The sequence below is a fragment of the Enterococcus sp. AZ063 genome (genome assembly GCF_051715045.1).
Classification (GTDB): Bacteria; Bacillota; Bacilli; order Lactobacillales; family Enterococcaceae; genus Enterococcus_D; species Enterococcus_D casseliflavus.
The window spans coordinates 3,401,510-3,424,318 of sequence record NZ_JBIOTA010000001.1 but is presented as its reverse complement, the minus strand read 5'-3'; the positions used below and the strand labels follow the sequence as shown (position 1 = coordinate 3,424,318).

The window sequence follows — 22,809 nt, the reverse complement described above, 5'->3', positions numbered from 1 at the left end:
GATGGATATTCGCTTGGATCAAGATTGGCGTATGCGGCCGATCAAAGGCGACACCGGGAAAGCCTATATCGGGCTCAAGGACAACGACAAAGTCTTTATCAAACGAAATACGACCCCGATGCTTGCGGCACTCTCTAAAGAGGGCATTGCACCCAAACTCGTCTGGACGAAACGGACGGGAAATGGGGATACGCTCTCCGCACAAGAATGGCTGGATGGACGGGTCTTAGATCCCGATGAGATCGGCCAAAGAAATGACGTCATTGATGTGTTGTATCACTTGCATCATTCAAAAACGCTGGCACAGATGCTAAGCAAAATCGGCGGACAAGTCAGATCGCCTGAACAAATGCTGATGGATTATCAAGATCAGCTGCCTTCTGCGGTGGCTCAAAACCGTTTTATTCATTTGGTCACCGAGTATTTAAAAGCCAATATTCCAGCTTTTGACGAGCAAAAAGCCGCGGTCGTCCATGGCGATGTCAATTATCGAAATTGGCTGGTTTGTCAAAACTATTTGTATTTAGTCGATTGGGATTCCGTGATGTTTGCAGATCCAGCAATCGATATCGGGACTATTTTAGGTCACTATGTGCCGCTATCCAGCTGGTCCCATTGGCTGGTGCGCTACGGTATCCATAGCAGCAGCGAAGTGATCGAAAAAATTTATTGGTATGCATTGTTGAGTATGCTGCAAGAGGTCAAAAAATATTATCTGCGGGGCGATTACAAAGCCATGAATGCAGAGATTTTACAATTAAAACGAATTTATAGTGAATGAAGAGAAGATGGAGCGAGGCAATTTGGTTCCATCTTGTTTTTTCGGAAAGGAAGAAACATGAGAGTAAGAAAACGTGCAGGTGCAAAAGAGCTGATTGAAGCTCATCCACAATACGTCGTTGCAGAGCCTACCGAATGGAAAGGGCGTTGGCATGAACGCTTTGGCAATGATCATCCGCTACACATCGAGATCGGCATGGGAAAAGGTCAATTTATTACGGAAATGGCGAAAGCTCATCCCGAAATCAATTATATTGGGGTAGAGATGCAGATCAGTGTCGTTTCGATCGCATTGGATAAAATGATCGAGCAGGAGATCCCAAACTTGCAGCTGCTGCATGTGGATGGTTCGGCTTTGACCAACTATTTTGAAGACAATGAAGTAGACCAGATCTATTTGAATTTTTCTGATCCATGGCCTAAGAAGAAGCATGAGAAGCGCCGTTTGACTTCTAAAGCCTTTTTAGCGGTGGACGAGCAAATTTTACGACCTAATGGCGAAATCCATTTCAAAACGGACAACCAAGGATTGTTTGAGTATTCCTTAGCGAGCTTTTCTCAATATGGCATGATCATCAAACAAGTTTGGTTGGACCTGCATAACAGTACCTTTGAGAACAATATCATGACGGAATATGAAGAAAAATTCTCAAGCCGCGGGCAGCGAATCTATCGGGTGGAAGCCCAATTTGTGGCAAAAGACCCGCAGGAATAAAGAAGTGACGAAAGACGAAGCAAATTTGCTTCGTCTTTTTTTTCTATTCTCAAAAGGCTTGCGTATTTCTTTTTAGGAGGGATAAGTCGTGGATATTCAAGCATTCTCAGATGAGTTGATTCATTATGGCAGACAAGAACGCATGCAGGATCTGGCCATTTTGCCGAGCGGTACACAGATGGAGGTGATTTTCAGTAAAAGCTATCTCAGAAAGACCTATCAAGTACTGACCAACGAAGAAGCCCAGCAGCTGATCACTCGCTTCAAATTTTTAGGAGGAATGGAGGTGGGAGAACGACGCAAAGCTCAGTTAGGAGCAGTCAGTTATCCGTTAGGCGATCAGCTGCAGCGGCTGCGCATCTCCACAGTCGGTGATTACCAAGGGCGTGAAAGTCTCGTGATGCGGTTTCTTTATCCTTTGACTCAGGAGCATCTGCGCTATTTTTTTGCAGAAGACGTCCAGCAGATCCAACAGGCAACCAAACAAAGAGGGCTGTATTTGTTTTCTGGCCCCACTGGCTCAGGGAAATCGACCCTCATGTATCAATTAGCTCGGGCAACCAAGGGGCAAATCATTACCATCGAAGATCCTGTGGAGATTGAGGAGCCGCGCTTTTTACAGCTGCAAACCAATTTGAAGATCGAACAAGACTATGATGAATTGATTCGCTTGTCCTTGCGGCATCGTCCAGACCTGCTTTTGATTGGCGAGATTCGTAACAAAGAAACGGCGCAAGCCGCTGTACGAGCCGCTCTGACAGGTCACCGAGTATTTGCCACGATCCATGCCCGAGGTGTAGCAGAAACCAAGACGCGGCTGCTGGAATTGCTCGGGACAGACGATCGTCTGGCACATGCGCTGCAAGGGATCATTTATCAGCGATTGTTGCCAAATGAAGCGAATGAACCTCATGGATTGCTGGCATATCACTTTTATGAGGGGCAAGTGGAAAAACAGTGGCAGCAGGTATTAAAACAAGTGAAAGAAAGTGGGTGGATCAGCGATGAAGTTTATGAAAAAGAAGCTCCAGCTACCACGCCGTGCAACTGAAGCCCTCTTAGTCACCTTCACGGTGTTATTGGAGAGTGGCTTTTCCCTACAAGAAAGCCTCCAAGTGCTGCTGCGCAGCCGCCAGTTTTCTGAACCTGTGATCGAACAGCTAATTGTCCATCTCGCCCAAGGGCAAAGCTTTGCAGCAGCGGTAGCGCCGTTGTCGTTATCGGCTACTGAAAAAAGTCAGCTTCATTTAGCAGAAAGGCATGGGGATCTCACGGCGACCTTGCGGCGGATGGTCGACTACCATAAATTGGTCAACAAGCAAAAACAGCTGCTGTACAAAGTAGCTGCCTATCCGCTTTTGTTACTGGTCTTTTTACTAGCTGCGCTTTTTGGGATGCACCGCTTTTTATTGCCCCAATTGCTAGCCTCTGGCATGATCGACGAAGGTCATTGGGGCATTCGCGCCATCACTTGGGCACCAGCAGTACTTATCCTCTTCTTGTTGTTAAGTGTGCTGCTTTTTGTGATCAGCCGCTGGGTGTTTGCCCGCCGCACTGCCTTGCAAAAAGCTGTGTTTTTCAGCCACCTGCCATTGTTCGGAGCATTGTACACGAGTTATCACACGAGTTTTTTCGCATTGGAATGGGGCAAGTTGTTTCAGCAAGGGTTAGATATCCAACAGATCATCGAGTGTATGGAGCACACCAATAAAGCTACCTTGATCCAAGAATTAGCACGAGAACTGCGAGTGACCTTGACACTTGGGGGCGAACTCCCAGAAAAACTTCGTCATTTCTCGTTTCTCACACCCGAATTTTCTTTGATCGTCTTTCAAGGAGAAGTACGAGGAAAGTTAGGAGAAGAGCTTTTTTTATACAGTCAATTATTGATGGAACGCTTGTTTCAACGAATCGAAAAAGCCATTCACTGGGTTCAGCCTCTGATTTTTTTGTTGGTTGCTTTAATGATCGTTGGGATCTATGCCGCTATGTTTTTACCAATCTATGGAAATATCCAAGGAGTGATCGAATGATAGAAAAGAAAGTAGTATCTCCTCGCAAGCGGGGGATTTGGCGTGTCAAAAAAGGCTTTACATTGGTTGAAATGCTAGTCGTTTTATTAGTGATCAGTATTTTGGTTTTGTTGTTTGTCCCAAATCTTGCCAATCAAAGAGGAATCATTGATGAGAAAGGAAATGCGGCGATCGTGAAAGTAGTGGAAACCCAGATCGAACTCTTTCGTCTAAATGAAGATCGGGTGCCTTCGAAAGAAGAATTGATTGCAGAAGGGTATGTATCTGAGGAACAATATGCGATTTATGAGCAGGGAAAGTGAGAACAATGGCACTAGGGGATTTTCTGGGTTTACCTTGATGGAAAGTCTCTTGGTACTCTTGGTCAGTAGTCTCTTTCTCTTTTTCCCCGTCGTGGCCATCGAGTACTATCAACGATCTGCGGAAGTTTTCGGCTTTTGTGCTCGCTTAGAAAAAGGACTCTATACCTTGCAGCAATCGGCCATCATCGATAACACACAAACCCGAGCAATCTATCAAGCAGAGCCAACACCAACTGTTTCATTTTACGGCGCTGCAACTGAGCCAGTCACCAAGATCGACGTTCCTCCTCAACTAGCGATGCAGGCGTTTCCCGATATTCTTTTTAGTAGTCAATCCGGCAACAACAGCAGTCTGCGAAGGATCATTTTCTATTGGCAGGAGAAAAAGCAAACCATCAGCTATAAGTTTTTATTTGGGAGTGGCCGTTATGAAAAAATCGTTGAATAGTGGGTTCATCTTAGCAGAAAGCCTGATTGGCTTTGGGGTGTTGGCAACTTGTGTGTTACTGTTTTTAGCAATGCAGACCGCTTCACTGACGCAAAGTGCGGCATTGCAAGAAAAAGCCCAAATGCTGCGGGTGCTGTATGAAGAAGTCCAGAACCACTCCTTTGATGCGTCAACCATTACCTACACGACGCAGCGTCAGGCAGTCTATCAAGTTCGCTTTTGGCAAGCAGCGCAGCATCAACAGGCACGCATCCAAAGCTGTGAACAGCTCTGGGAGATCGTGTATGAAGAGTAAAGGCTTTACTTTGTTGGAGTGTCTGTTGTCTTTATGGGTATTGGCGATCTGCTTATTGCTGATCAGCGGGATCGTCAAGCACCTCGCACCCGTCAATCAGCAGATCATGGCTCGCAAAGATCAAGAATGGCATGTGTTTTTGTTTCAGCTGGAACGGGAATTAAGTACCTGTACCTATCTATCGGTCAGTGAGACCACACTGTATTTGCGAAGTAGTCAAAACAATTCGGTCACCATCGATCGCATCAATCGCGTGCTGCGAAAGCGGGACAACAATGGGTATCAACCACTATTGACAGAAGTAACGGATGTGTCTTTTGAGAAAATTGGCGCAGCGATCCGCTTTACCGTTTCCTTTGAGAATGGAGAGCAGAAAATTGGACAATGGAAAATTCACACACAAGAGGCGGCATAAAGGCGGTATTTTACTCACAGCATTGTTGTTTGTGCAGCTGTTGAGCTTGATGTTATTGCTAGTGTTAGAAAACAGCCGCACAACAGCCCTTTTTTATACAAAAACCATTGAAACCTATGAAGCCCGCATCATGAGCGAACTGTTTCATGCGGAATTCTTGCAAAACGAATTGGCAGATCAAGGGTCACGACTTTATAATGTAGGAAAGTTGACCTATGAACGGCAAGGACAACTCTTACAGATCGAGTGCCATGTCAAAAGCCGCCGCTTTACATTTGCCTTTTTGTTACCCGAAGAAGAGCCTGAAATAGACACAGATGACCAAGAAGAATAGTACAGGAAAAGGATGGTTGTTTCGACCATCCTTTTTCATACAGAAATAGAAAAAGAATGTTTACAGCTTCACAAATTATTCTAAACGAAAGCGATTGATTATTTTGGATGAATCGGCTAAAATTAAACAGGTATATATGTTGTTATAGTTTTGAAAAGAGGTGCAAGATGTCCGCAGAAAAAATGGAAACGTCTTTTCATTTGACCGTTGAAGCGATCCAACTGCTTCAAAACGCATTGGAAACGTCTTTTTTTGATGCTTACGTAGAGACGATCGAAAATTTTGTTGATCAATACCAAGTTCGCGTGATCGATGGGGTACCAGATGAAGCAACTGCTGCTCGTTTAGAAACCATCTATCAAGAAATTCGAGCAATGGAACTATCGGCAGAAGAAAAACGCAAGCTTGCGCAGTTGGCTTTGTTGAAAGGCAGCCAAACGGAGCGCCTGCAGGCCAATCACCAACTGACACCAGATAGTCTTGGGTTTTTATTCGTCTATTTGATCGAGCAGTTGAGTAGTGCCGACCAACCAGTGAAACTTCTTGATTTATCGGTAGGCATGGGGAATCTCTTATTGACAGTCTTGCTGAATCTGCAATTAGCGAAGCGTCCAGTAGAAGGAACCGGTGTGGATATTGACGAAACCTTGTTGGCGATCGCAGCTGCGACTGGCGAATGGACCAAAGCGCCCTTGCATTTGTTCCATCAAGATGGCTTGCAAGAGCTTTTGATCGAACCGATGGATCTGGCGATCAGCGATCTACCGGTGGGCTATTACCCACAAGATGACAAAGCCCGCAGCTTCATTACGGCGGCTCCAGAAGGGCACAGTTACGCCCATCATTTGTTGATGGAACAAGCGATGAACTATGTCAAAGCTGGCGGTTACGGTTTGTTCTTAGTACCAAGCAACTTCTTGGAAACGGAACAGAGTGAATTTTTGAAAAAATGGCTGAAAGAAAAGGTTTATTTGCAAGGAATGATTCAGCTTCCTGAAGAACTCTTTAAAAATGAACATTCACGTAAAAGTATTTTGCTTTTACAAAACCATGGAGGGACAAGCAAACAAGCAGACGAAGTCTTGCTGGTCAAGCTAGCCTCACTGAAAGAACCAAAGAACATCACAAAACTTTTTGAACAATTTGCGGCTTGGAAAGCAGCAAATCTGTAATATAATTCGGATAAGGAGATCATCATGTCAAAAACAATCGCAATCAATGCTGGAAGTTCAAGTTTAAAATGGCAATTATATCAAATGCCAGAGGAAACAGTTGTCGCTAAAGGAATCGTTGAACGAATCGGTTTGAAAGATTCTATCTTTACCATCAAATATGGGGAAGATCAAAAATTCGAACAAATCATCGACATCAACGATCACGAAGTAGCTGTAAAAATGTTATTGGATCAACTGATCGAATTAAACATTTTAGGTGCCTATGATGAAATCACTGGCGTCGGTCACCGCGTCGTTCACGGCGGAGAAGATTTCCCTGATTCAGTTGTGATCACAGACGAAGTGATGGAACGCATCCAAGCATTGGCTGAATTTGCGCCATTACACAACCCAGCAAACTTGATGGGGATCACTGCTTTCAAAAAAATCTTGCCAGAAATCATCAGTGTCGCTGTTTTTGATACTTCTTTCCATGCAACGATGCCAAAACACAATTACCTATACAGCTTGCCATTAGAGTACTATAACGAATTTAAAGTACGTAAATACGGCTTCCACGGTACAAGCCACCGTTATGTTTCTGAGCGTGCAGCAGAAATGTTAGGTAAACCAATCGAAGAATTAAAAATCATCACTTGCCATCTAGGGAACGGTGCGTCGATCACTGCGGTTGACGGCGGAAAATCAGTAGATACATCAATGGGCTTCACGCCATTAGCTGGTGTAACGATGGGCACACGTTCAGGTGACATCGATCCTGCTGTTTTGCCTTACTTAATGGAAAAATTAGATTTGAATATCGATGAAATGGTGGATGTTTTAAACAAAAAATCTGGTTTATTAGGCTTAACTGGTATTTCCAGCGACATGCGTGATCTAGAAGCAAACTACGACAAAGAAGAAGTCAAAGTTGCTTATGACGTCTTTACTGACCGCATCCGTAAATACATCGGTGGCTATGTCACAACCATGAACGGTGTCGATGCGATCGTCTTTACTGCTGGTATCGGTGAAAATGATGCCCACGTCCGCAGCGAAGTTATCAAAGGCATGACTTGGTTTGGTTGCGAATTAGATGCCGATCAAAATGCAAAACGCGGCGAAGAATTAGTGATCTCAACTGAAGAGTCAAAAGTCAAAGTACTTTTGATCCCAACAGATGAGGAATTAATGATCGCTCGCGATGTGGAACGTTTACGCGGCTAAGCGAAAACCTTCCTTAGAATAGAAGCTGAAACACATGCAAGAGAAATGCTTGCATGTGTTTTTTTTGTAGGAAAGTCCGCAAAATGGGGCTAGAGAGAAAAATTGGTGAAGACCATTTTCTAATTTTTTAAACAGAAAATTTAATAATTATACATATGGAAATTGGCTCATACTGCACCTAGGTGGAGGGCTTCTCATTTTGCTTTCATTTGAATTTAAATTTCCCACCTTTTTTACAAGATGTTCTCAGGGAAATACCCTTGTAAAAGTTGCCAAATGGGAATAAACTGGCATTTGTGAATTTTCAGAAAAATTCCGCTATTTTATTTTCATTAATTTTTATAAGGGGCCATTACATATGGAAAAAGAAAAAACATTCTTAGGTCAGCCGCGAGGGCTGTCAACTTTATTCTTCACGGAAATGTGGGAACGATTCAGTTATTATGGTATGCGGGCGATTTTGGTGTACTTCATGTACGATGCAGTTGCCAACGGCGGCTTAGGGTTGCCAAAAGGAACGGCTGTGGCGATCATGTCGATTTACGGTTCCTTAGTGTATATGTCAAGTATTGTTGGCGGTTGGATCTCGGACCGTCTGTTAGGATCAAATAAATCCGTCTTTTATGGTGGGATCTTGATCATGTTAGGACACATCGTTTTGGCAACACCTTTAGGGATTCCAGCGTTGTTTGTGTCCATGATGCTGATCGTCATCGGAACCGGACTCTTGAAATCTAACGTGTCGGGTATGGTGGGGCATTTATACAGCAAAGACGATATCCGTCGGGATGCTGGTTTCTCGATTTTCTATATGGGGATCAATATTGGCGGCTTGTTAGCACCGATCATCGTCGGGATCTTAGGACAAGAGGTCAACTACCACTTAGGCTTTTCGATTGCTGCCATCGGGATGTTCATCGGTTTGGTGCAGTATTATGTGCAAGGAAAAACCACGTTGAAAAGTGTAGCGATCGCGCCAACGAATCCCTTATCGGCAGCCGAAAAGAAAACCTTCTTCCGAGCAGTCGTTCTGGTTCTTCTCGCATTGGCAGTGTTGTTTGGCGCAGCAGCTGCAACTGGCCATCTGACGGTGGATTTCTTCATCAACTTTATCAGTGTTTTAGGTATTTTCTTACCGATCTACTACTTTACCAAAATGCTCCGTTCGAAAGATGTCACACCAGATGAAAAGAAAAAAGTGTTGGCCTACATTCCGCTGTTTTTGTCAGCGATCGTCTTTTGGTCATTGGAAGAACAAGGCTCATCGATCTTGGCATTGTTTGCCGCTGACCGTACGCAATCAACGTTATTCGGCATCAATATTCCAGCAAGTTTGTATCAAACCTTAAATCCACTTTTTGTCGTCTTATTGACACCTGTCTTTGTCTGGTTGTGGACCAAACTAGGCTCTCGTCAGCCACGGACAGAAGTGAAGTTTGCCATCGGTTTAGTCTTAGCCGGTTTGTCCTTTCTATTGCTAATGCTGCCAAGCCTCTTGTTTGGAGTAGAAGAACGGGTCAGCCCATTATGGTTGGTATTGAGCTTCTTCATTATGATTGCAGGGGAAATGTGTCTTTCACCGGTGGGCTTGTCGGTGACGACCAAACTAGCGCCGAAAGCCTTCGAAGCACAAACCTTGGCGATTTGGTTGTTAGCAGACGCTTCTTCACAAGCCATCAATGCGCAAATCGCTCGGTTCTACACACCGCAAACAGAAGGGATGTACTATGGCATCGTCGGCGGAGTAGCCGTTGTTGTCGGTATCATCTTGTATTTAGCTAGAAAACCGATCCGCAACTTGATCGGCAACATTCATTGATCAAAAAATAAAAACTTGATTTTCCGCCTATGCATGGATTGAACAACCCATGCATATCGTAGGAAAATCAAGTTTTTTTGTTGCGAATCAATCTCTTAGTCAATCAAGGGGCTCAGGGACTGGCGCGTGATCTGCTGCTGTGCAATGACCAGGGCTTCTTGGAAGTGCTGCTGTAAAAAGTAGCGGTCATGGCTGACCGCCAACAGGGTCCCTTGATAATCTTGCAGCATTTCTTCAATTTCTTCTCGGGCATAGCTGTCGAGGTGATTGGTTGGTTCATCCAAAATCAGGACGTTGATTTTTTCTAAAAAGAGTTTCAGTAACGCCAAACGGATTTTTTCACCACCAGACAAATCTTTGATTCGTTTGGCCACATCACTTTGATAAAACCCGCTTTTGGCCAATTGCCGACGAGCAGCCTCTTCGTTTCCTGTCAACGTCTGTACGTAGGCCAACAAGCGGCTCTCAGGATCGGCAAACTGCAGCTGTTGGGGCAAATAGCCGATTTGTAAGCTGCTGCCGCGCTTGATGGTGCCGCCGCTAGGAAGCTCCTCACCGAGAAGTAATTTGAGTAAGGTTGATTTTCCGGTACCATTGTCGCCGATGATGGCTAGATGCTCCCCACGGTAGATTGCAAAACTACTGTCTTTGAATAGGAGCTGATCGGCATATTGCTGGTGCAAATCATGAACGATGAACACCTCTTTGCCTGATTTTCCGCCATTTGCCAAGCCTTGCAGCCGATTTTTCGGGGGCGCTGGCGGTTTGACCAGCGTTAGTTTCGCTAGGCGGCGTTCCAATTCTTTGGCTTTTTTGAAGAAGGATTCATTGTCTCCTTCATGGGCCCACTGACGAAACCGACGAATCATGACTTTCAGCCGCTGGACTTCTTTCTGCTGCAGTTCGTAATTTTTGGTCAGCTCCGCCAAGCGAGCTTCTTTCAAGACACGAAACCGGCTGTAGTTCCCAGGATACTCAACCAAGGCGCCTTCTTCTAGTTCCCAGGTCTTGGTGGTGACTTGATCGAGAAAGTGCCGATCGTGAGAAACGACTAGAACCGCTTTTTTCGTATTCTGCAAATAATTTTCCAACCAGCGGATACTTGAAAGATCCAAGTGATTGGTTGGTTCATCCAGTAACAGCAGGTCAGCATCGGCAACTAACACTTTGGCTAAAGCGACTTTGACCCGTTCACCGCCGCTAAGCTCTGTTAAGCGTGTGTTCTGTCGATGGGGAATTCCTAAGCCTTGTAAGATCGCGGAAATTCGGTCTTCCAATCCATAGCCGCCCAGCTCTTCAAAGCGCTGCTGCAGCTCGCCATAACGGATCAGACACTTCTCTAAATCAGTATCGGGTTCTGCCATCAAGGCTTCGTAATGGCTCATTTGCTGCTTGAGTTCTTGAATGGTAGCAGCAGAATGGAGCAGGTAGTGGGTAACGGTTGCTTCAGAAACTGTCAGCTCTTGCTCGACCGTCCCGATCCTCAAGCCTTTTTGGCGGCTGATAACGCCGCTATCGACGCCTTCACTGCCAGTCAAGATTTGTAAAAAGGTTGATTTGCCCGTTCCGTTGATGCCGACTAAGGCAATTTTTTCTCCAGCTTCGATTTGGCAGGCTAACTCCTCAAATAACGGATTCCCGCCGATGGTTTTTTTAATAGCAATTGCTTGTATGATCATGATCTCTCTCCTTGAGACCACTCAAAAAGGCCATGGATATCCATGGCCAGTGTTATTTAAACTCAGATTTTCTTGAGAAAAATACCTTGAGATGGCCATTGATTTTACGTAAATGTAACTGTTTTGGACAGACTCGTCCCGTCAACAGCAACTGTAAAACCAATTGCATGGCTAAATGCGATATGGTATCGTTGGTAATTTTCATTACTTGTTATTTTAGTCATGCGCATCATGGTAGTTTTCCCTCCTTTGTGTCTTTGTCTTTTCAGTGTACCTGAAAGTATCAGAAAGTTCAACCAGTACTGGCGGTTTCTTAGCGTTCCTCGATGCGTAATTCTGTCAGGGAGCTTTCTTTCATCTGACCGATGACCAATGGAACGGTCTCATGAACCACATCACTGTATTCTAAGCCGAACCAGCGTTCAGGTGAAATGGTATGGCGTTTGATAAAAAGCTTCGTCTGCATGACTTGCTTCTGCCATTTGCTTAATGCAGTTGCATTCGACAGCTCTTCTTCGATCATCACGAATTGGAAATCGCCCACATTGCGTCCAGGCGTTAAGGAGTAGCGTTGCGGCTGCAGCGGCAAGCGACCATCTTTCATTAATTCTTGAATGATTTGGCGAATGTAGAGATTGACTTCTTGCGGCACCCGAAAGCCGAGATAAAGCTTTAGTTTAACGATAAAATCGGTATCTGCCATCGAAACTTCATATTTTTTCGTATAGGGTTCATCGGTGACTTCCACATTGACGAACCAATACACTTTGGCACGTTTTGGCCGTTTGTCTAAAATGGAATAGATGAACTGCTGACCGATCTGATCGTCTTGCAGCTTAGGAACCATGAAGACGACGTTCGTCTGAGATAACGGCAAAGAATCATCTTCCCGCAACTGTTTCAATTGAGGGATGTAGGTAGAAAGTGCAACTTCTTCGGCAGCATTTTCTTGAATACGATTGCCCCATTCCCAAATCAGCATCACGCCGATGATCACGCTGGCTAACAAGATGGCAACGTAACCGCCATGGAAAAATTTGGTCGCACTGGAGATAAAGAAAATCCCCTCGATCGCTGCAAAAAAGAGCGTGATGAACGGTGCCAAGAAACGGGTCTTCTTGTTTTGATGCAAGTAGAAATACAGCAAAATAGTGGTCATCAACATCGTTACCGTAATGGCCAATCCATAAGCAGCTTCCATCCGAGTAGAGGTCTGGAAGAACAAGACCACGCCAGAACAGGCGATCCACAGCAAGGTGTTCAAGGCAGGAATGTACATTTGCCCGATAGACGCCCCCGGATAGATGATTTGCATCCGCGGCAATAGTTTCAACTTGATGGCTTCAGAAACCAAGGTAAAGGAGCCAGACAGCAGGGCTTGCGAAGCAATGATGGCAGCGAGGGTGGCAAAGCTGACGCCAAAGACTGTCCACCCTTGCGGCAATGCTTGGAAGAATGGATTCAAGTTTTCGATTTCTTGATAAGTCGGGTTTTGATAGACTTGCAGCAACCACGCAGCTTGACCAAAGTAATTCAGCATCAAGCAGATTTTGATATAGGGCCAGCTGGCATAAATGTTTTTCTTGCCCACGTGACCTAAGTCTGAGTAGAGGGCTTCCGCACCAGTCGTTGCCAAAAAGATATTGCCGAGAATAAAGAGACCGGCGCTGTTATCGGGACTAAAGAGCAGATTGATTGCATAACGGGGATCAAGGGCGCGAATCACCGAAAGGTCACCAGCAAAGTTCATCACACCGACGATGCCTAAGAAGGTGAACCAGCCTAGCATGATCGGTCCGAAGGCTTTGCCGACAAACTCAGTCCCAAAGCGCTGCAGGGCAAAGAGGACCAATAAGATTGCTAAGGTGATGCCGACGATGATCGATTGATCATTGCCGAAGCGATCAAAAAAGACTGGAATCCCCCGTAATCCTTCGATGGCAGTGGTCACCGTCACGGCTGGCGTCAACACGCCATCTGCTAGCAGGGCTGCGCCCCCGATGATTGCTGGAATAATCAAATAGCGGCTGTTTTTACGAACGAGAGTATAAAGGGAGAATATCCCGCCTTCTCCATGATTATCCGCGTTTAATGCGATCAAGACGTACTTGATCGTCGTTAGCAGCGTTAGCGTCCAAAAGACGAGCGAGACGCTGCCTAAGATAAAATCGGGTGTTAAGGTGCGTAGTCCGCCATTGTCCTCCACCAAGGCTTTCATTACGTAAAGCGGGCTCGTACCGATATCACCGTAGACCACCCCCATGGCGACTAAAAGTCCGCCGGCGGTCACTTTTTTCATTTTACTTGAACTCATTGACTGTTTTCCCTCCATTTTAAACTGCAAAAAGACCTAAGCGGCCCCTTGCCACTTAGGTCTTGCAAGAAACATCTTAAACCAGCGGATTCCCGCTTGCTGTTGATCTAAGATCATGGAACGATCCATGTGCTACTCCCCTAAAGTGCTCTTATTATCTTTGTTTTTGCAGCTCCTGTCAATTGATTTGTTAAAAATGGCAATAAACATTTTTCATTTCCTGCTTTTCAGCGTAAGATAACAATAGGTATGGAATAAGGAGGCAGGAAAATGATTGAGATCAAGAATCTGACGAAACAGTATGGACCAAAAAAAGCGTTGTCTGATCTTTCCCTGACGATCCGTCAAGGGGAGATCTTTGGCTTTCTGGGACACAACGGAGCAGGGAAGTCGACCACGATCAAAAGCTTAGTGAGTATTTTGCAACCGACGAGTGGGGAAATCTATTTTGATGGCCAATCCCTCGTGGAACATCGCGAAGCGATAAAAAAACAAATTGCTTATGTACCGGACACGCCAGATTTGTTTTTACAGCTAACGGCAGGGGAGTATTGGGACTTGATTGCCGCCGCGTATGAGGTGCCAGCAGGGGAAAAGGCCGAGCGTTTGCAAAAATTAGGGCGCTTGTTTGATATGCTGTCTCATGAAGAAGAGACCATCGCCAGCTTTTCCCATGGAATGCGGCAAAAAACGCTGCTGATTGGGGCATTGATCCCCGATCCAGACATTTGGATCTTGGATGAACCATTACAAGGCTTAGATCCCCAAGCGGCGTATGATTTAAAAGAAATGATGAAACAGCACGCTGCCAAGGGCAAGACCGTGATTTTTTCCACCCACGTCTTGGACACCGCCCAGCAGTTGTGCGATCAATTGGCGATTTTGAAAAAAGGTGAGCTGCTGTACAATGGCTCAGTGGCAGATTTGCTGGCACAGCATCCGTCGCTTTCTTTGGAAAAGATCTATCTGCAAATGACTGGGAGAAGTCAAGAAGAAGCGATTCTTGCAGAAGCGGAGGAAGCGTAGATGCGAAAACAACAATTTCTGACGATGACCTCCGTTAATTTGCGGTATGCCAATCCCCAATTGACAGACAAAGCCCGCAAAAAAGGCAAGGCTGGTTCGACCTTGACCAGTTATTTGTTGTTTCAATATGCGCTTTCTGGGGTAGTGTTTCTGCTAGTCTATGGGTTGACGATGATCACATTGGATTTTAGTCAGATGCCAGGCTTTTTTACCGCTTATGTCGCTTTGTTCGGGATCTTAGGCTTTTCCCAAGGGATTTCGTCCATTTACAATGTCTTTTTCGAGAGTCAAGATCTGCCAGCGTATTTGCCGCTGCCCTTTCGACAGAGTGAAATTTTTTTGGCAAAGATCGTGGTGGTATTTCTCACCGTTGCGCCGTTTATTTTTCCTCTGTTGGTCTTATTTCTCCTGACAGGGATTCGGGCAAATGTCTTTTTCTTGCTGACGATCTTATGGGCGTTCTTGCTGTTCGGCTTGTTTTTAGTCTTGATCTTCAGCATTTGCAGCTTGATCGTCTTCAGCCTGACGCGCACCAAGTTTTTCTTGAAGCATAAAAAATTGGTCACTAGTTTATTGCTAGGCGTGACGATGCTGGTTGTTGTGATCGGGGTCTTAATGATGAATCAGGTGAATACTTATGAGACAGACGTGGTAGATCGGGGAGCGATCAGCTTTTTATTGCCCTTTTATTATGTGATGGTGGCACCGTTTCAAACGACTGGTTTGCTTAGCTTGCTAGGGATCATCGCCACAGCAGGCGTGTTGCTTTTTGCCCTCTATCGATTGATCTTGCCGAAGTTTTATGAGCAAGTGGCAGCCGCGGCGCCCAACCAAGGGAGTGTTCGTCGGAAGCATAAACCCAATCAAGGCTTGGGCCAGCTGTTGTTTAATTACAATTCGCAGTTGATCCGAGATCCGAATTTGATCATGCAAGTCTTTTCTTCTTCGTTGCTGATGCCCATTATTTTCTTAGTGTCCTTTGTGTTTACAGGAGCGATTCAGTTAAGTGAATTGGATGAGCGGTTTATCGGTGTCGTTTTTGTGGCGGGGATCGCCTTGGCAGCATTGATGGTCAACCCGACTTCTTTTATCAGTAATTTGATCTCACTGGATCAGGAGAATTTCTTGTTTGTCCGCTCCTTGCCGCTATCGATGAAGCGCTACTTGCGGGAAAAATTCCGCTTTGGGGTCGTTTTGCAGCTGAGCTTAACGGCAGTCATCGTGCTGGCAGCAGTCCTTCTGTTCAAAATGCCGCTGATTTTGGCTGTCTCTTTTCTAATCGGGGCACTTTGGAGCAGTTTTCTTTTGTGCTTGAAATATTTTGCTCGTGATTATCGGCTGCTGCTTTTGGATTGGACCAACATCAGTCAATTGTTTACGAGAGGGGCGGGGAGTCTTGGGTTAGCCATTGGAACGATCGCAACGCTGTTTCTTTCCATCATTGTTATCATCCTTTACGGCTTTGCTGCGACTTCGGTTGATTTTTGGTTATTGAATGGTCCGGTTTTCTTTGTGATCCTCTTGACCAGCGTCCTTTGGATAGCCCATTATCACCATAGATTTTGGCGTCGTTTTTCCTAAGGGAAGCGACGCTTTGCTTTTTTTATTTAAGGATGGGTAAATTAACTATTTATTCAGAAAATTCAGAAAAACTATTTACAATCAAGCGGAAACATGGTTAGATAGGAGTACCTATTACTTTGCTTTCATTTTTTGCTGTACAAGTTTGGATAACCGACTTGTCAAAGAGCTGTGACCAAAGTCAAAAAGACCAATGAGACCTGAGCGCTCGTTGCCTCTTTTGCTTTTGTCACGGTTTTTTTTGTACAAAAAAAACCTGCCAAGCAGCGGCAGGTCGTCTCACTATTAAGCTTTCGTGTGGTCTTTTGCTGGGACTTTGTTTTCTAGGTCTGTCCGTACAACTAACACATCACAGCCGGCATGGCGAATGACATACTCAGAAACGGAACCGATAAAGATTCGTTCCACGGCATTTAAACCAGTGGCACCGATCATAATCAAATCGATGTCGTGATCTTCTGGCAATTGTTTGGCAATGATCGGTTTTGGCGAGCCGTATTCGATCACCGTTTTGACCGCAGTTACTTGATGCTTGCGGGCACAATCCTCATAGTCTTTCAAGGTTTGTTTGGCCATTTCGGTTGCTTGTTCAGCAAGCATGCCGTCAAAAGAAGAAACGGTTTGAAAGGCACGAGTGTCGATCACATGTGCTAAAACCAATTCAGAATCATTCCGCTGTGCCACGTTCACGGCTTTTTTGAAGGCTAATTCTGACTCGCTAGACCCATCGACGGCTACCATGATTCGTTGATATTGTTGTAACATAAGAAACACTCCCATCTGTTATCTTCTACTTTTATTGTAATGCTTTTTTCTGGAAAAAGAAAACCTAATCTTTCTTTTTTTTCATTTTTTGTGCCAACAAGATGCTGAAAGATGCGGAAGAGAGCAGCAATAAAGCCAAATAAAACAAGGCAATCAGCTCCTTATCGACAAAGCCCACAACCAATGCCACCACGCCTAAAAGGAAATGAATGAGACTATAGGTTTTTAAGAAGACCTTATTCGCCTCGGTGGTAGGGATCAAAGTGAAAAAAATCGCTTGTTTGGCATAAAGCAAATAACTGGTGCCGAATAATACGAGTGCCACGATCGTAAATAATAGAAGAATCATAAACATACGCCATCCTGTCCTAAGTTGATAAGTTTAGTATAGCGAACCCTAGAAAGAATAGCAAAAGCCACCCTTACTCTGATGTCAGGCAAGGACGTTTCACTGTTGCTATCGGTTAGAAAACGCAAAAAAGCCATCTGTTAAAAACAGATGGCACATTCTAAAAAGAATGGGTAATATCCGTTGATGCCGTTCTTTTTCCCATAGTATTGATCCCGCAAATTCTAGCAGGTGGGTTCCACGGTCTAAGCTTCGAACTACCAAAGGAAAAGGCATGTTACCAGCATTGACACAAGACGGATCCCAAGATATCAATAAAAATGTTCGGTCAACACACAAAAGGGACAACTCGTACATCACAGAATTCCCACCCTTATAGTAGCATAGGAATGACGAAGGTGCAATAAAGTTGTTTGAAAACGATACCAAAAAGTCGCTATTTTTTTTAAGTACCTAGTTTTTTTTCTTTCGCTGCTGCAACTGTTGGTACCGTTGACCTAAGGCTTGCTCATATTTACCAGTGGCTTTTGGTTGGTAATAATGAGTATTTTTCAGCTTATCAGGTAAGTATTGCTGATCGACCCAGGCATCATCAAAATTATGTGGGTATTGATAGCCGACACCCCGATTCAAGCTTTGGGCACCCTTGTAATGACTGTCTCGTAAATGATCTGGGACACCGCCAGCTTTACCGCTGCGAATATCTGCGATCGCTGCATCCAATGCCATGTAAGCAGAGTTGGATTTTGGTGACAGACATAGATCGACCACTGTATCGGCTAACGGAATCCGAGCTTCTGGCAAGCCCAAACGTTCAGCGGCTAACACAGCATTGACGGTTCGAGCAGCGGCTGCTGGGTTAGCTAAACCAATGTCTTCATAGCCGATGACCATCAAGCGCCGACAAATGATCGCCAGATCGCCTGCCTCTACTAAACGACCTAAGTAATGCAGCGCACCATCCACATCGCTGCCGCGAATCGATTTTTGAAAAGCAGAGATCACATCATAGTGCGCATCCCCATCTTTATCGTGGGTCAATGCTTTACGCTGGACGCACTCTTCGATGATCGCTAAGGTCAAATGAATAATGCCGTCTGGTCCTTTTGGGGTGGAACGAGCAGCGAGCTCTAAGCCGTTTAGCGCACTTCGTAAATCACCGTTGGTCGCTCGCGAGAGATGCAAGCGGGCATCATCGGTCAATACGATGGTTTCTGATCCAAGTCCGCGAGTTTCATCTGCTAAGGCTTGATCAATGGCGGTCAAAATGTCTTCTTCTTGGAGCGGTTTGACTTCAAAAATCTGTGTCCGACTGCGAATCGCTGGATTGATCGTAATGTAGGGATTTTCCGTCGTGGCACCGATCATAATGATCTTGCCGCTTTCTAAATGGGGCAGTAAAAAGTCTTGTTTTGTCTTGTCTAGTCGATGGACTTCATCAAGCAGTAAAATGACAGTACCGCTCATTTTGGCTTCCTCTGCCACGATCTGCAGGTCTTTTTTTGTATCTGTGGCGGCGTTCAGCATGCGAAACGCATAGCGTGTCGAGCCGGCGATCGCACTGGCAATGCTGGTTTTTCCGGTTCCCGGCGGTCCGTATAGGATCATCGAAGAAAGCATTTTGGCTTCGACCATTCGGCGAATGATTTTCCCCGGGCCAACCAAATGCTGCTGTCCGACGACTTCATCTAAGTTCCGTGGCCGCATTCGATAAGCAAGTGGCTGCTGCATAAAACGATCCTCTCCTTTTCCTGTAAGTATAACATAAGAACGTATATTCTCATAAACAAGCTGATTTGCGTCTTTGCAGAAACAAAAGGGCGCTTATTTTCCACTCAGTCAGCAAAAATCAGTTTCGTTGAAAAGAAATCGTTGAGATCGTCGTAACTCTGTAGTCAAAGATAGTAAGTTCGCCGAGAATTGTGTAGAATAAAGAGGGTGATGAGAATGGATGAATTAATGGCACTTTTTGCGACACAGCCGACAACGACCATCGCACGTGCCTTATTAGGAATGTATTTGGAACATGAGACCCCAGAAGGAACAGTAGGTGGGTATATCGTGGATTGTGAAGCGTATCTAGGTCCCGATGATCTGGCGGCTCATAGTGTGGGCATGCGAAACACACCAAGGGTTCGGGCGATGTATCAGGAGCCAGGTACGATTTATTTATATACGATGCATACGCATCGAATCGTCAACTTTATTACGCAGCCAAAAGGCATCCCGCAAGGAATCATGATTCGCGGGCTAGAACCGGTGGATGGGATCGCTTTGATGGAGCAACAACGACAAAAAACAGGACCGGATGTAGCCAACGGCCCCGGGAAACTGGTACAGGCACTGCAGATCCCCGCTGAGCTTTATGGAGAATCGATTTTTACAAGCCCACTGCATTTGGTTCCTGAGCGCCGACGTACCCCAAAAGAAATTTTGGCATTGCCTCGGATTGGTATCCCAAATAAAGGGGAATGGACCCAGATGCCGCTTCGTTTTGCGGTGGCTGGCAATCCGTATTTGACAAATATACGAAAAACCGCTGTTCAGCAAGACCATGGATGGTGTTAAGAAAGAAGGAATAGTGATGGCGAAAGAAACGATATTGACTTACTTAGATCAGCGATTAACGAAAAAAATCACCGACTATGATGTGGCGATCGATTGGGATGCCAAAAATCATACGATCGAATTGGTGCTGCGCTTGTTTGCTGAAAATCCTCACCACGTGCAGATCGACGATGCACAAGGTGTGGCATCAGAAGAAGCGATCATTGAATTTGAAGATGGGATTTTGCTGTATGATCCACAAAAATCAACGTTTGATGAAGAAGATTATTTAGCGACGATCCCTTATGCAGGGAAAAAAGGGATCCAAAAAGCCTTGTTAGACGGATTGGTTGATTACATTCAAGAAATTTTAGAAGAAGGCCAAAGCGATCTGCTTGATTTCTTGAACGATGACAGTGAAGAAGCGATCTTTGAATTGCGATTCAACGAAGAAGAATTTGTGGAGAAAATGACGAACTATCAAGCGGGAGCTGGGGAAACCATGATCCCGTACCCTAGTTACTAAGGAGAACGAACATGAAATGGAATGAAGTAACCGTAGCGACAGCTAGCGAAGCAGTGGAAGCAGTCGCCAATATTTTAATGGAACACGGAGCAAGTGGGGTAGCGATCGAGGACGTTTTAGATATCGAAAATTTTAAAAGCGATGCGTATGGCGAAATTTTGGATAAAGAAACCTATACGACCTTAGATGAAGGCGCCCAAGTCAGTGCCTATTTCCCAGAGACGATCTTTTTACCAGAAGTGCTGCCGACGATCAAAGCAGCCATCGACCGTCTGCCAGAATATGGTTTGGCGATCGGCAAAAACACCATCACAACGAGCGAGGTCGTGGAAGAAGCATGGGCGACGGCCTGGAAAAAATATTACCATCCAGTCCGTATCTCCCGCTATCTGACGATCGTGCCGAGCTGGGAAAACTATCAACCGCTGCAAGAAGAGGAAAAGATCATCACCCTTGATCCGGGGATGGCTTTTGGAACCGGCACGCATCCTACGACACGCTTGACATTACAAGCCCTAGAAGTCTACTTGCGAGGCGGTGAAACCGTCTTAGATGTCGGGACGGGCTCAGGCGTGTTGAGTATCGCCAGTAAATATTTAGGTGCCAAAGACGTGTTCGCTTATGATCTAGATGAAGTCGCTGTGAGGTCCGCCCAAGAAAATATGGCGATGAACCCTATTGCTCACGATGTGACCGTGCAGGCCAATGATCTCTTGCAAGGAGTGACGGTCCCTGCTGATCTTATCGTTGCTAATATTTTAGCGGACATCATTTTATTGATGATCCCTGATGCGTGGCGTCTATTGAAGCAAGAAGGGACCTTGATCGTTTCTGGGATCATTGAGACGAAAAAACAATTAGTGATCGATGCCATGATCGCACAAGGCTTTGAGATCGATCAATTGTTCAATCAAAAAGACTGGTATGCGATCGCCTTTAAAAAACCAGAGGTAGAGTAAGATGCAGCGATATTTTTTACAGGAGCCTTATGAAGCAAAAGCGGTGTTTGCCGTTTCGGGAGAACCCTTCCACCATATGATCCGAGTGATGCGCATGACTCCCGGGGCAAAAGTCGGTTTAGTCTTTGAGGATCATTTGGCGATCATTGCCAAGATCAAAGAAGCCGATGAAGAAACGGTGTACTTAGAGGAAGTCGAAAAAGAACAGCAGGACAAGGAATTGCCGCTGCAGGTCACGATCGCTAGCGGCTACCCGAAAGGCGACAAGCTGGACTTGATCGTTCAAAAAGGAACGGAACTGGGGGCGGCAGCCTTTATCGGTTTTCCTGCGCAAACTTCGGTCGTGAAATGGGATCAAAAGAAATTACAGAAAAAGCAGCAGCGGCTGCAAAAAATCGCCCAAGAAGCGGCGGAGCAATCCCAACGGCAGATCGCACCAGCCATCACGCTGCTGGATAACGCCAAAGCATTTTGGCAAAGCCTCAGTCAGTATGATGCGGTCCTAGTGGCTTATGAAGAATCAGCCAAACAAGGAGAAGCAGCGATGCTGCTGCAAGTGATCACCGCATTGCCTGTTGGCAGCAAAGTTTTAGCGATCTTTGGTCCAGAAGGCGGTCTGACCCCCTCCGAAATCGAAGAAGCCCAGCAAAACAACGCCAAATTATGCGGGTTAGGCCCTCGAATTTTACGAACAGAAACAGCACCGTTTTATTTTTTAAGTGCTGTCAGTGTGCTAACGGAATTAAAGAGGATGTGAGTTGATGAATAAGAACCAAGAAGCAATCAGTGTCCGTTTGTTGACGGCCGATCTGACCGACTGGGTCTTGAAGGATTTTATCAATCAATATAAGACGACCTTAAAGGAAGTCGTCGTTTTGCCTAGTGCCATTCGGCGAGCGAAAATCTTGGCACAAGGCTCTTCCCTACAAATCGGCGCAGTGATCGATTACCCCCTTGCCCAAGGAACACTGGCAAAGGTGGCGTTTGAAATTGGTCGGGCGTTTATGGAAGGCGCCGATTTTTTGGAAGTCTGGCTGCCAGCTTCTTCCTTCATGGAAAATGATCGTGGCTTTGCGGAGCTGACTGAAACGATCCGCTCCTTGACCTTGACAGGAGGAGAGATCCGCTTAGCTGTGCAAACCGAGATCATGAATGAATTGACGAAGATCCAAGTAGCACAACGCTTGAAAGAAGAAGCTTGGCCAAAGATTGTGTTAGGGCAAAAACAACCACTAGCAGAAGCATTGCATGACGTGAGCTTGTTTTCCTTAGATGGCGGCAGTCAACTGTCGATCCAGATCAATCCTGACACAGTAGATGAACAAGCGCTGCAATCACTACAGGCTGCTGGCGCTGAGAAAATCGGGCTCTCGTATCATGTTTTTGAAGAATTGCTTAAGGACCAGCCGTCGCCCGATGTGCTTTGAACAACAGCGATTGAAAAATAGCTGAAAAATTTGTATAATAATACTACTAAATAAGAACTGCAGGTTAGACAGGAGTCCCATGCTTAGAACGTTTGTCCGCAAGGCTTTGGGTGC

Annotated in this window: 24 protein-coding genes and 1 other RNA gene; 19 read left to right on the top strand and 6 right to left on the bottom strand. The window is 45.4% G+C overall.

Annotated features, from left to right (window positions below):
• The first annotated feature begins 1 nt into the window (after nt 1).
• The 12 genes from IGK61_RS16060 to IGK61_RS16005 all read left to right on the top strand — a co-directional run bounded on the left by IGK61_RS16060 (nt 2) and on the right by IGK61_RS16005 (nt 9,522).
• Nucleotides 2-781 carry a phosphotransferase family protein gene (locus IGK61_RS16060; RefSeq protein WP_005227730.1) on the top strand — a complete coding sequence of 260 codons (780 nt, stop codon included), beginning with the start codon at nt 2-4 and terminating at the stop codon, nt 779-781.
• Between the two features lie 57 nt (nt 782-838).
• A complete protein-coding gene (trmB, locus tag IGK61_RS16055; protein WP_015510485.1) occupies nt 839-1,495 on the top strand; it encodes a tRNA (guanosine(46)-N7)-methyltransferase TrmB in 657 nt (218 codons plus the stop codon).
• Between the two features lie 88 nt (nt 1,496-1,583).
• Nucleotides 1,584-2,546: a competence type IV pilus ATPase ComGA gene (gene comGA / locus IGK61_RS16050; protein ID WP_005227732.1), complete on the top strand. Its 963-nt coding sequence runs from the start codon at nt 1,584-1,586 to the stop codon at nt 2,544-2,546.
• Nucleotides 2,500-3,528: a competence type IV pilus assembly protein ComGB gene (gene comGB, locus IGK61_RS16045; RefSeq protein WP_074536194.1), complete on the top strand. Its 1,029-nt coding sequence runs from the start codon at nt 2,500-2,502 to the stop codon at nt 3,526-3,528. The genes comGA and comGB overlap by 47 nt, the downstream gene beginning before the upstream one ends.
• Nucleotides 3,525-3,830 carry a competence type IV pilus major pilin ComGC gene (gene comGC, locus IGK61_RS16040; RefSeq protein WP_074536192.1) on the top strand — a complete coding sequence of 102 codons (306 nt, stop codon included), beginning with the start codon at nt 3,525-3,527 and terminating at the stop codon, nt 3,828-3,830. Before comGB ends, comGC begins: the two co-directional genes overlap by 4 nt.
• On the top strand, nt 3,805-4,278 hold the full coding sequence (gene comGD / locus IGK61_RS16035) for a competence type IV pilus minor pilin ComGD (protein ID WP_034857584.1): 474 nt from the start codon (nt 3,805-3,807) through the stop codon (nt 4,276-4,278). The genes comGC and comGD overlap by 26 nt, the downstream gene beginning before the upstream one ends.
• Nucleotides 4,259-4,573, top strand: a complete 315-nt coding sequence (locus IGK61_RS16030) for a hypothetical protein (protein WP_015510481.1) — start codon at nt 4,259-4,261, stop codon at nt 4,571-4,573. The genes comGD and IGK61_RS16030 overlap by 20 nt, the downstream gene beginning before the upstream one ends.
• Nucleotides 4,563-4,988, top strand: a complete 426-nt coding sequence (comGF, locus tag IGK61_RS16025; protein ID WP_005227741.1) for a competence type IV pilus minor pilin ComGF — start codon at nt 4,563-4,565, stop codon at nt 4,986-4,988. Before IGK61_RS16030 ends, comGF begins: the two co-directional genes overlap by 11 nt.
• The gene (gene comGG, locus IGK61_RS16020; protein WP_240934946.1) at nt 4,951-5,322 is read left to right on the top strand and encodes a competence type IV pilus minor pilin ComGG; all 372 of its coding nucleotides are present in this window, start codon (nt 4,951-4,953) and stop codon (nt 5,320-5,322) included. Before comGF ends, comGG begins: the two co-directional genes overlap by 38 nt.
• Before the next feature lie 167 nt (nt 5,323-5,489).
• Entirely contained in the window at nt 5,490-6,494 is a 1,005-nt protein-coding gene (locus IGK61_RS16015) for a class I SAM-dependent methyltransferase (RefSeq protein WP_074536190.1), read from the top strand.
• A 24-nt stretch (nt 6,495-6,518) separates the two neighbouring features.
• Nucleotides 6,519-7,703, top strand: a complete 1,185-nt coding sequence (locus IGK61_RS16010) for an acetate/propionate family kinase (protein WP_005233419.1) — start codon at nt 6,519-6,521, stop codon at nt 7,701-7,703.
• A gap of 358 nt (nt 7,704-8,061) precedes the next feature.
• Nucleotides 8,062-9,522 carry a peptide MFS transporter gene (locus IGK61_RS16005; protein WP_005227746.1) on the top strand — a complete coding sequence of 487 codons (1,461 nt, stop codon included), beginning with the start codon at nt 8,062-8,064 and terminating at the stop codon, nt 9,520-9,522.
• Between the two features lie 95 nt (nt 9,523-9,617).
• Here IGK61_RS16005 and abc-f read toward each other — a convergent pair whose 3' ends face one another.
• Both abc-f and IGK61_RS15995 read right to left on the bottom strand, forming a co-directional pair.
• Complete coding sequence (abc-f, locus tag IGK61_RS16000) at nt 9,618-11,201, bottom strand: ribosomal protection-like ABC-F family protein (RefSeq protein ID WP_074536188.1); 1,584 nt, start codon at nt 11,199-11,201, stop codon at nt 9,618-9,620.
• Between the two features lie 313 nt (nt 11,202-11,514).
• A complete protein-coding gene (locus tag IGK61_RS15995) occupies nt 11,515-13,515 on the bottom strand; it encodes a KUP/HAK/KT family potassium transporter (protein WP_005227748.1) in 2,001 nt (666 codons plus the stop codon).
• Nucleotides 13,516-13,785: 270 nt separating this feature from the next.
• Between IGK61_RS15995 and IGK61_RS15990 the strand changes: the two genes are divergently transcribed.
• Both IGK61_RS15990 and IGK61_RS15985 read left to right on the top strand, forming a co-directional pair.
• Nucleotides 13,786-14,541 carry an ABC transporter ATP-binding protein gene (locus IGK61_RS15990; protein ID WP_438844964.1) on the top strand — a complete coding sequence of 252 codons (756 nt, stop codon included), beginning with the start codon at nt 13,786-13,788 and terminating at the stop codon, nt 14,539-14,541.
• Nucleotides 14,542-16,122 carry an ABC transporter gene (locus tag IGK61_RS15985; protein ID WP_074536184.1) on the top strand — a complete coding sequence of 527 codons (1,581 nt, stop codon included), beginning with the start codon at nt 14,542-14,544 and terminating at the stop codon, nt 16,120-16,122. It abuts the gene before it with no gap.
• A 285-nt stretch (nt 16,123-16,407) separates the two neighbouring features.
• On the opposite strand, the gene IGK61_RS15980 is transcribed toward IGK61_RS15985, so the two are convergent.
• From IGK61_RS15980 to IGK61_RS15965, 4 genes are all read right to left on the bottom strand, one after another.
• Entirely contained in the window at nt 16,408-16,887 is a 480-nt protein-coding gene (locus tag IGK61_RS15980; protein WP_074536181.1) for a universal stress protein, read from the bottom strand.
• Nucleotides 16,888-16,951: 64 nt separating this feature from the next.
• A complete protein-coding gene (locus IGK61_RS15975; RefSeq protein WP_010749034.1) occupies nt 16,952-17,242 on the bottom strand; it encodes a hypothetical protein in 291 nt (96 codons plus the stop codon).
• 167 nt (nt 17,243-17,409) lie between these two features.
• Nucleotides 17,410-17,604: non-coding RNA, 6S RNA (ssrS, locus tag IGK61_RS15970), on the bottom strand.
• An 85-nt stretch (nt 17,605-17,689) separates the two neighbouring features.
• Nucleotides 17,690-18,967 carry a replication-associated recombination protein A gene (locus IGK61_RS15965; protein ID WP_074536179.1) on the bottom strand — a complete coding sequence of 426 codons (1,278 nt, stop codon included), beginning with the start codon at nt 18,965-18,967 and terminating at the stop codon, nt 17,690-17,692.
• A gap of 216 nt (nt 18,968-19,183) precedes the next feature.
• Between IGK61_RS15965 and IGK61_RS15960 the strand changes: the two genes are divergently transcribed.
• Genes IGK61_RS15960 through IGK61_RS15940 form a run of 5 tightly spaced genes read left to right on the top strand, consistent with a single transcriptional unit; the run spans nt 19,184 to nt 22,695 of the window.
• Complete coding sequence (locus tag IGK61_RS15960) at nt 19,184-19,804, top strand: DNA-3-methyladenine glycosylase (protein ID WP_010749036.1); 621 nt, start codon at nt 19,184-19,186, stop codon at nt 19,802-19,804.
• A 16-nt stretch (nt 19,805-19,820) separates the two neighbouring features.
• Nucleotides 19,821-20,309 (top strand): DUF3013 family protein, encoded by a 489-nt coding sequence (locus IGK61_RS15955; RefSeq protein ID WP_005227763.1) that lies wholly within the window; start codon nt 19,821-19,823, stop codon nt 20,307-20,309.
• Nucleotides 20,310-20,320: 11 nt separating this feature from the next.
• A complete protein-coding gene (prmA, locus tag IGK61_RS15950; protein ID WP_074536177.1) occupies nt 20,321-21,268 on the top strand; it encodes a 50S ribosomal protein L11 methyltransferase in 948 nt (315 codons plus the stop codon).
• Between the two features lies 1 nt (nt 21,269).
• Nucleotides 21,270-22,025: a 16S rRNA (uracil(1498)-N(3))-methyltransferase gene (locus IGK61_RS15945; RefSeq protein ID WP_015510470.1), complete on the top strand. Its 756-nt coding sequence runs from the start codon at nt 21,270-21,272 to the stop codon at nt 22,023-22,025.
• Between the two features lie 4 nt (nt 22,026-22,029).
• Nucleotides 22,030-22,695 (top strand): hypothetical protein, encoded by a 666-nt coding sequence (locus IGK61_RS15940; protein ID WP_005227769.1) that lies wholly within the window; start codon nt 22,030-22,032, stop codon nt 22,693-22,695.
• The last annotated feature ends 114 nt before the right edge of the window (nt 22,696-22,809 follow it).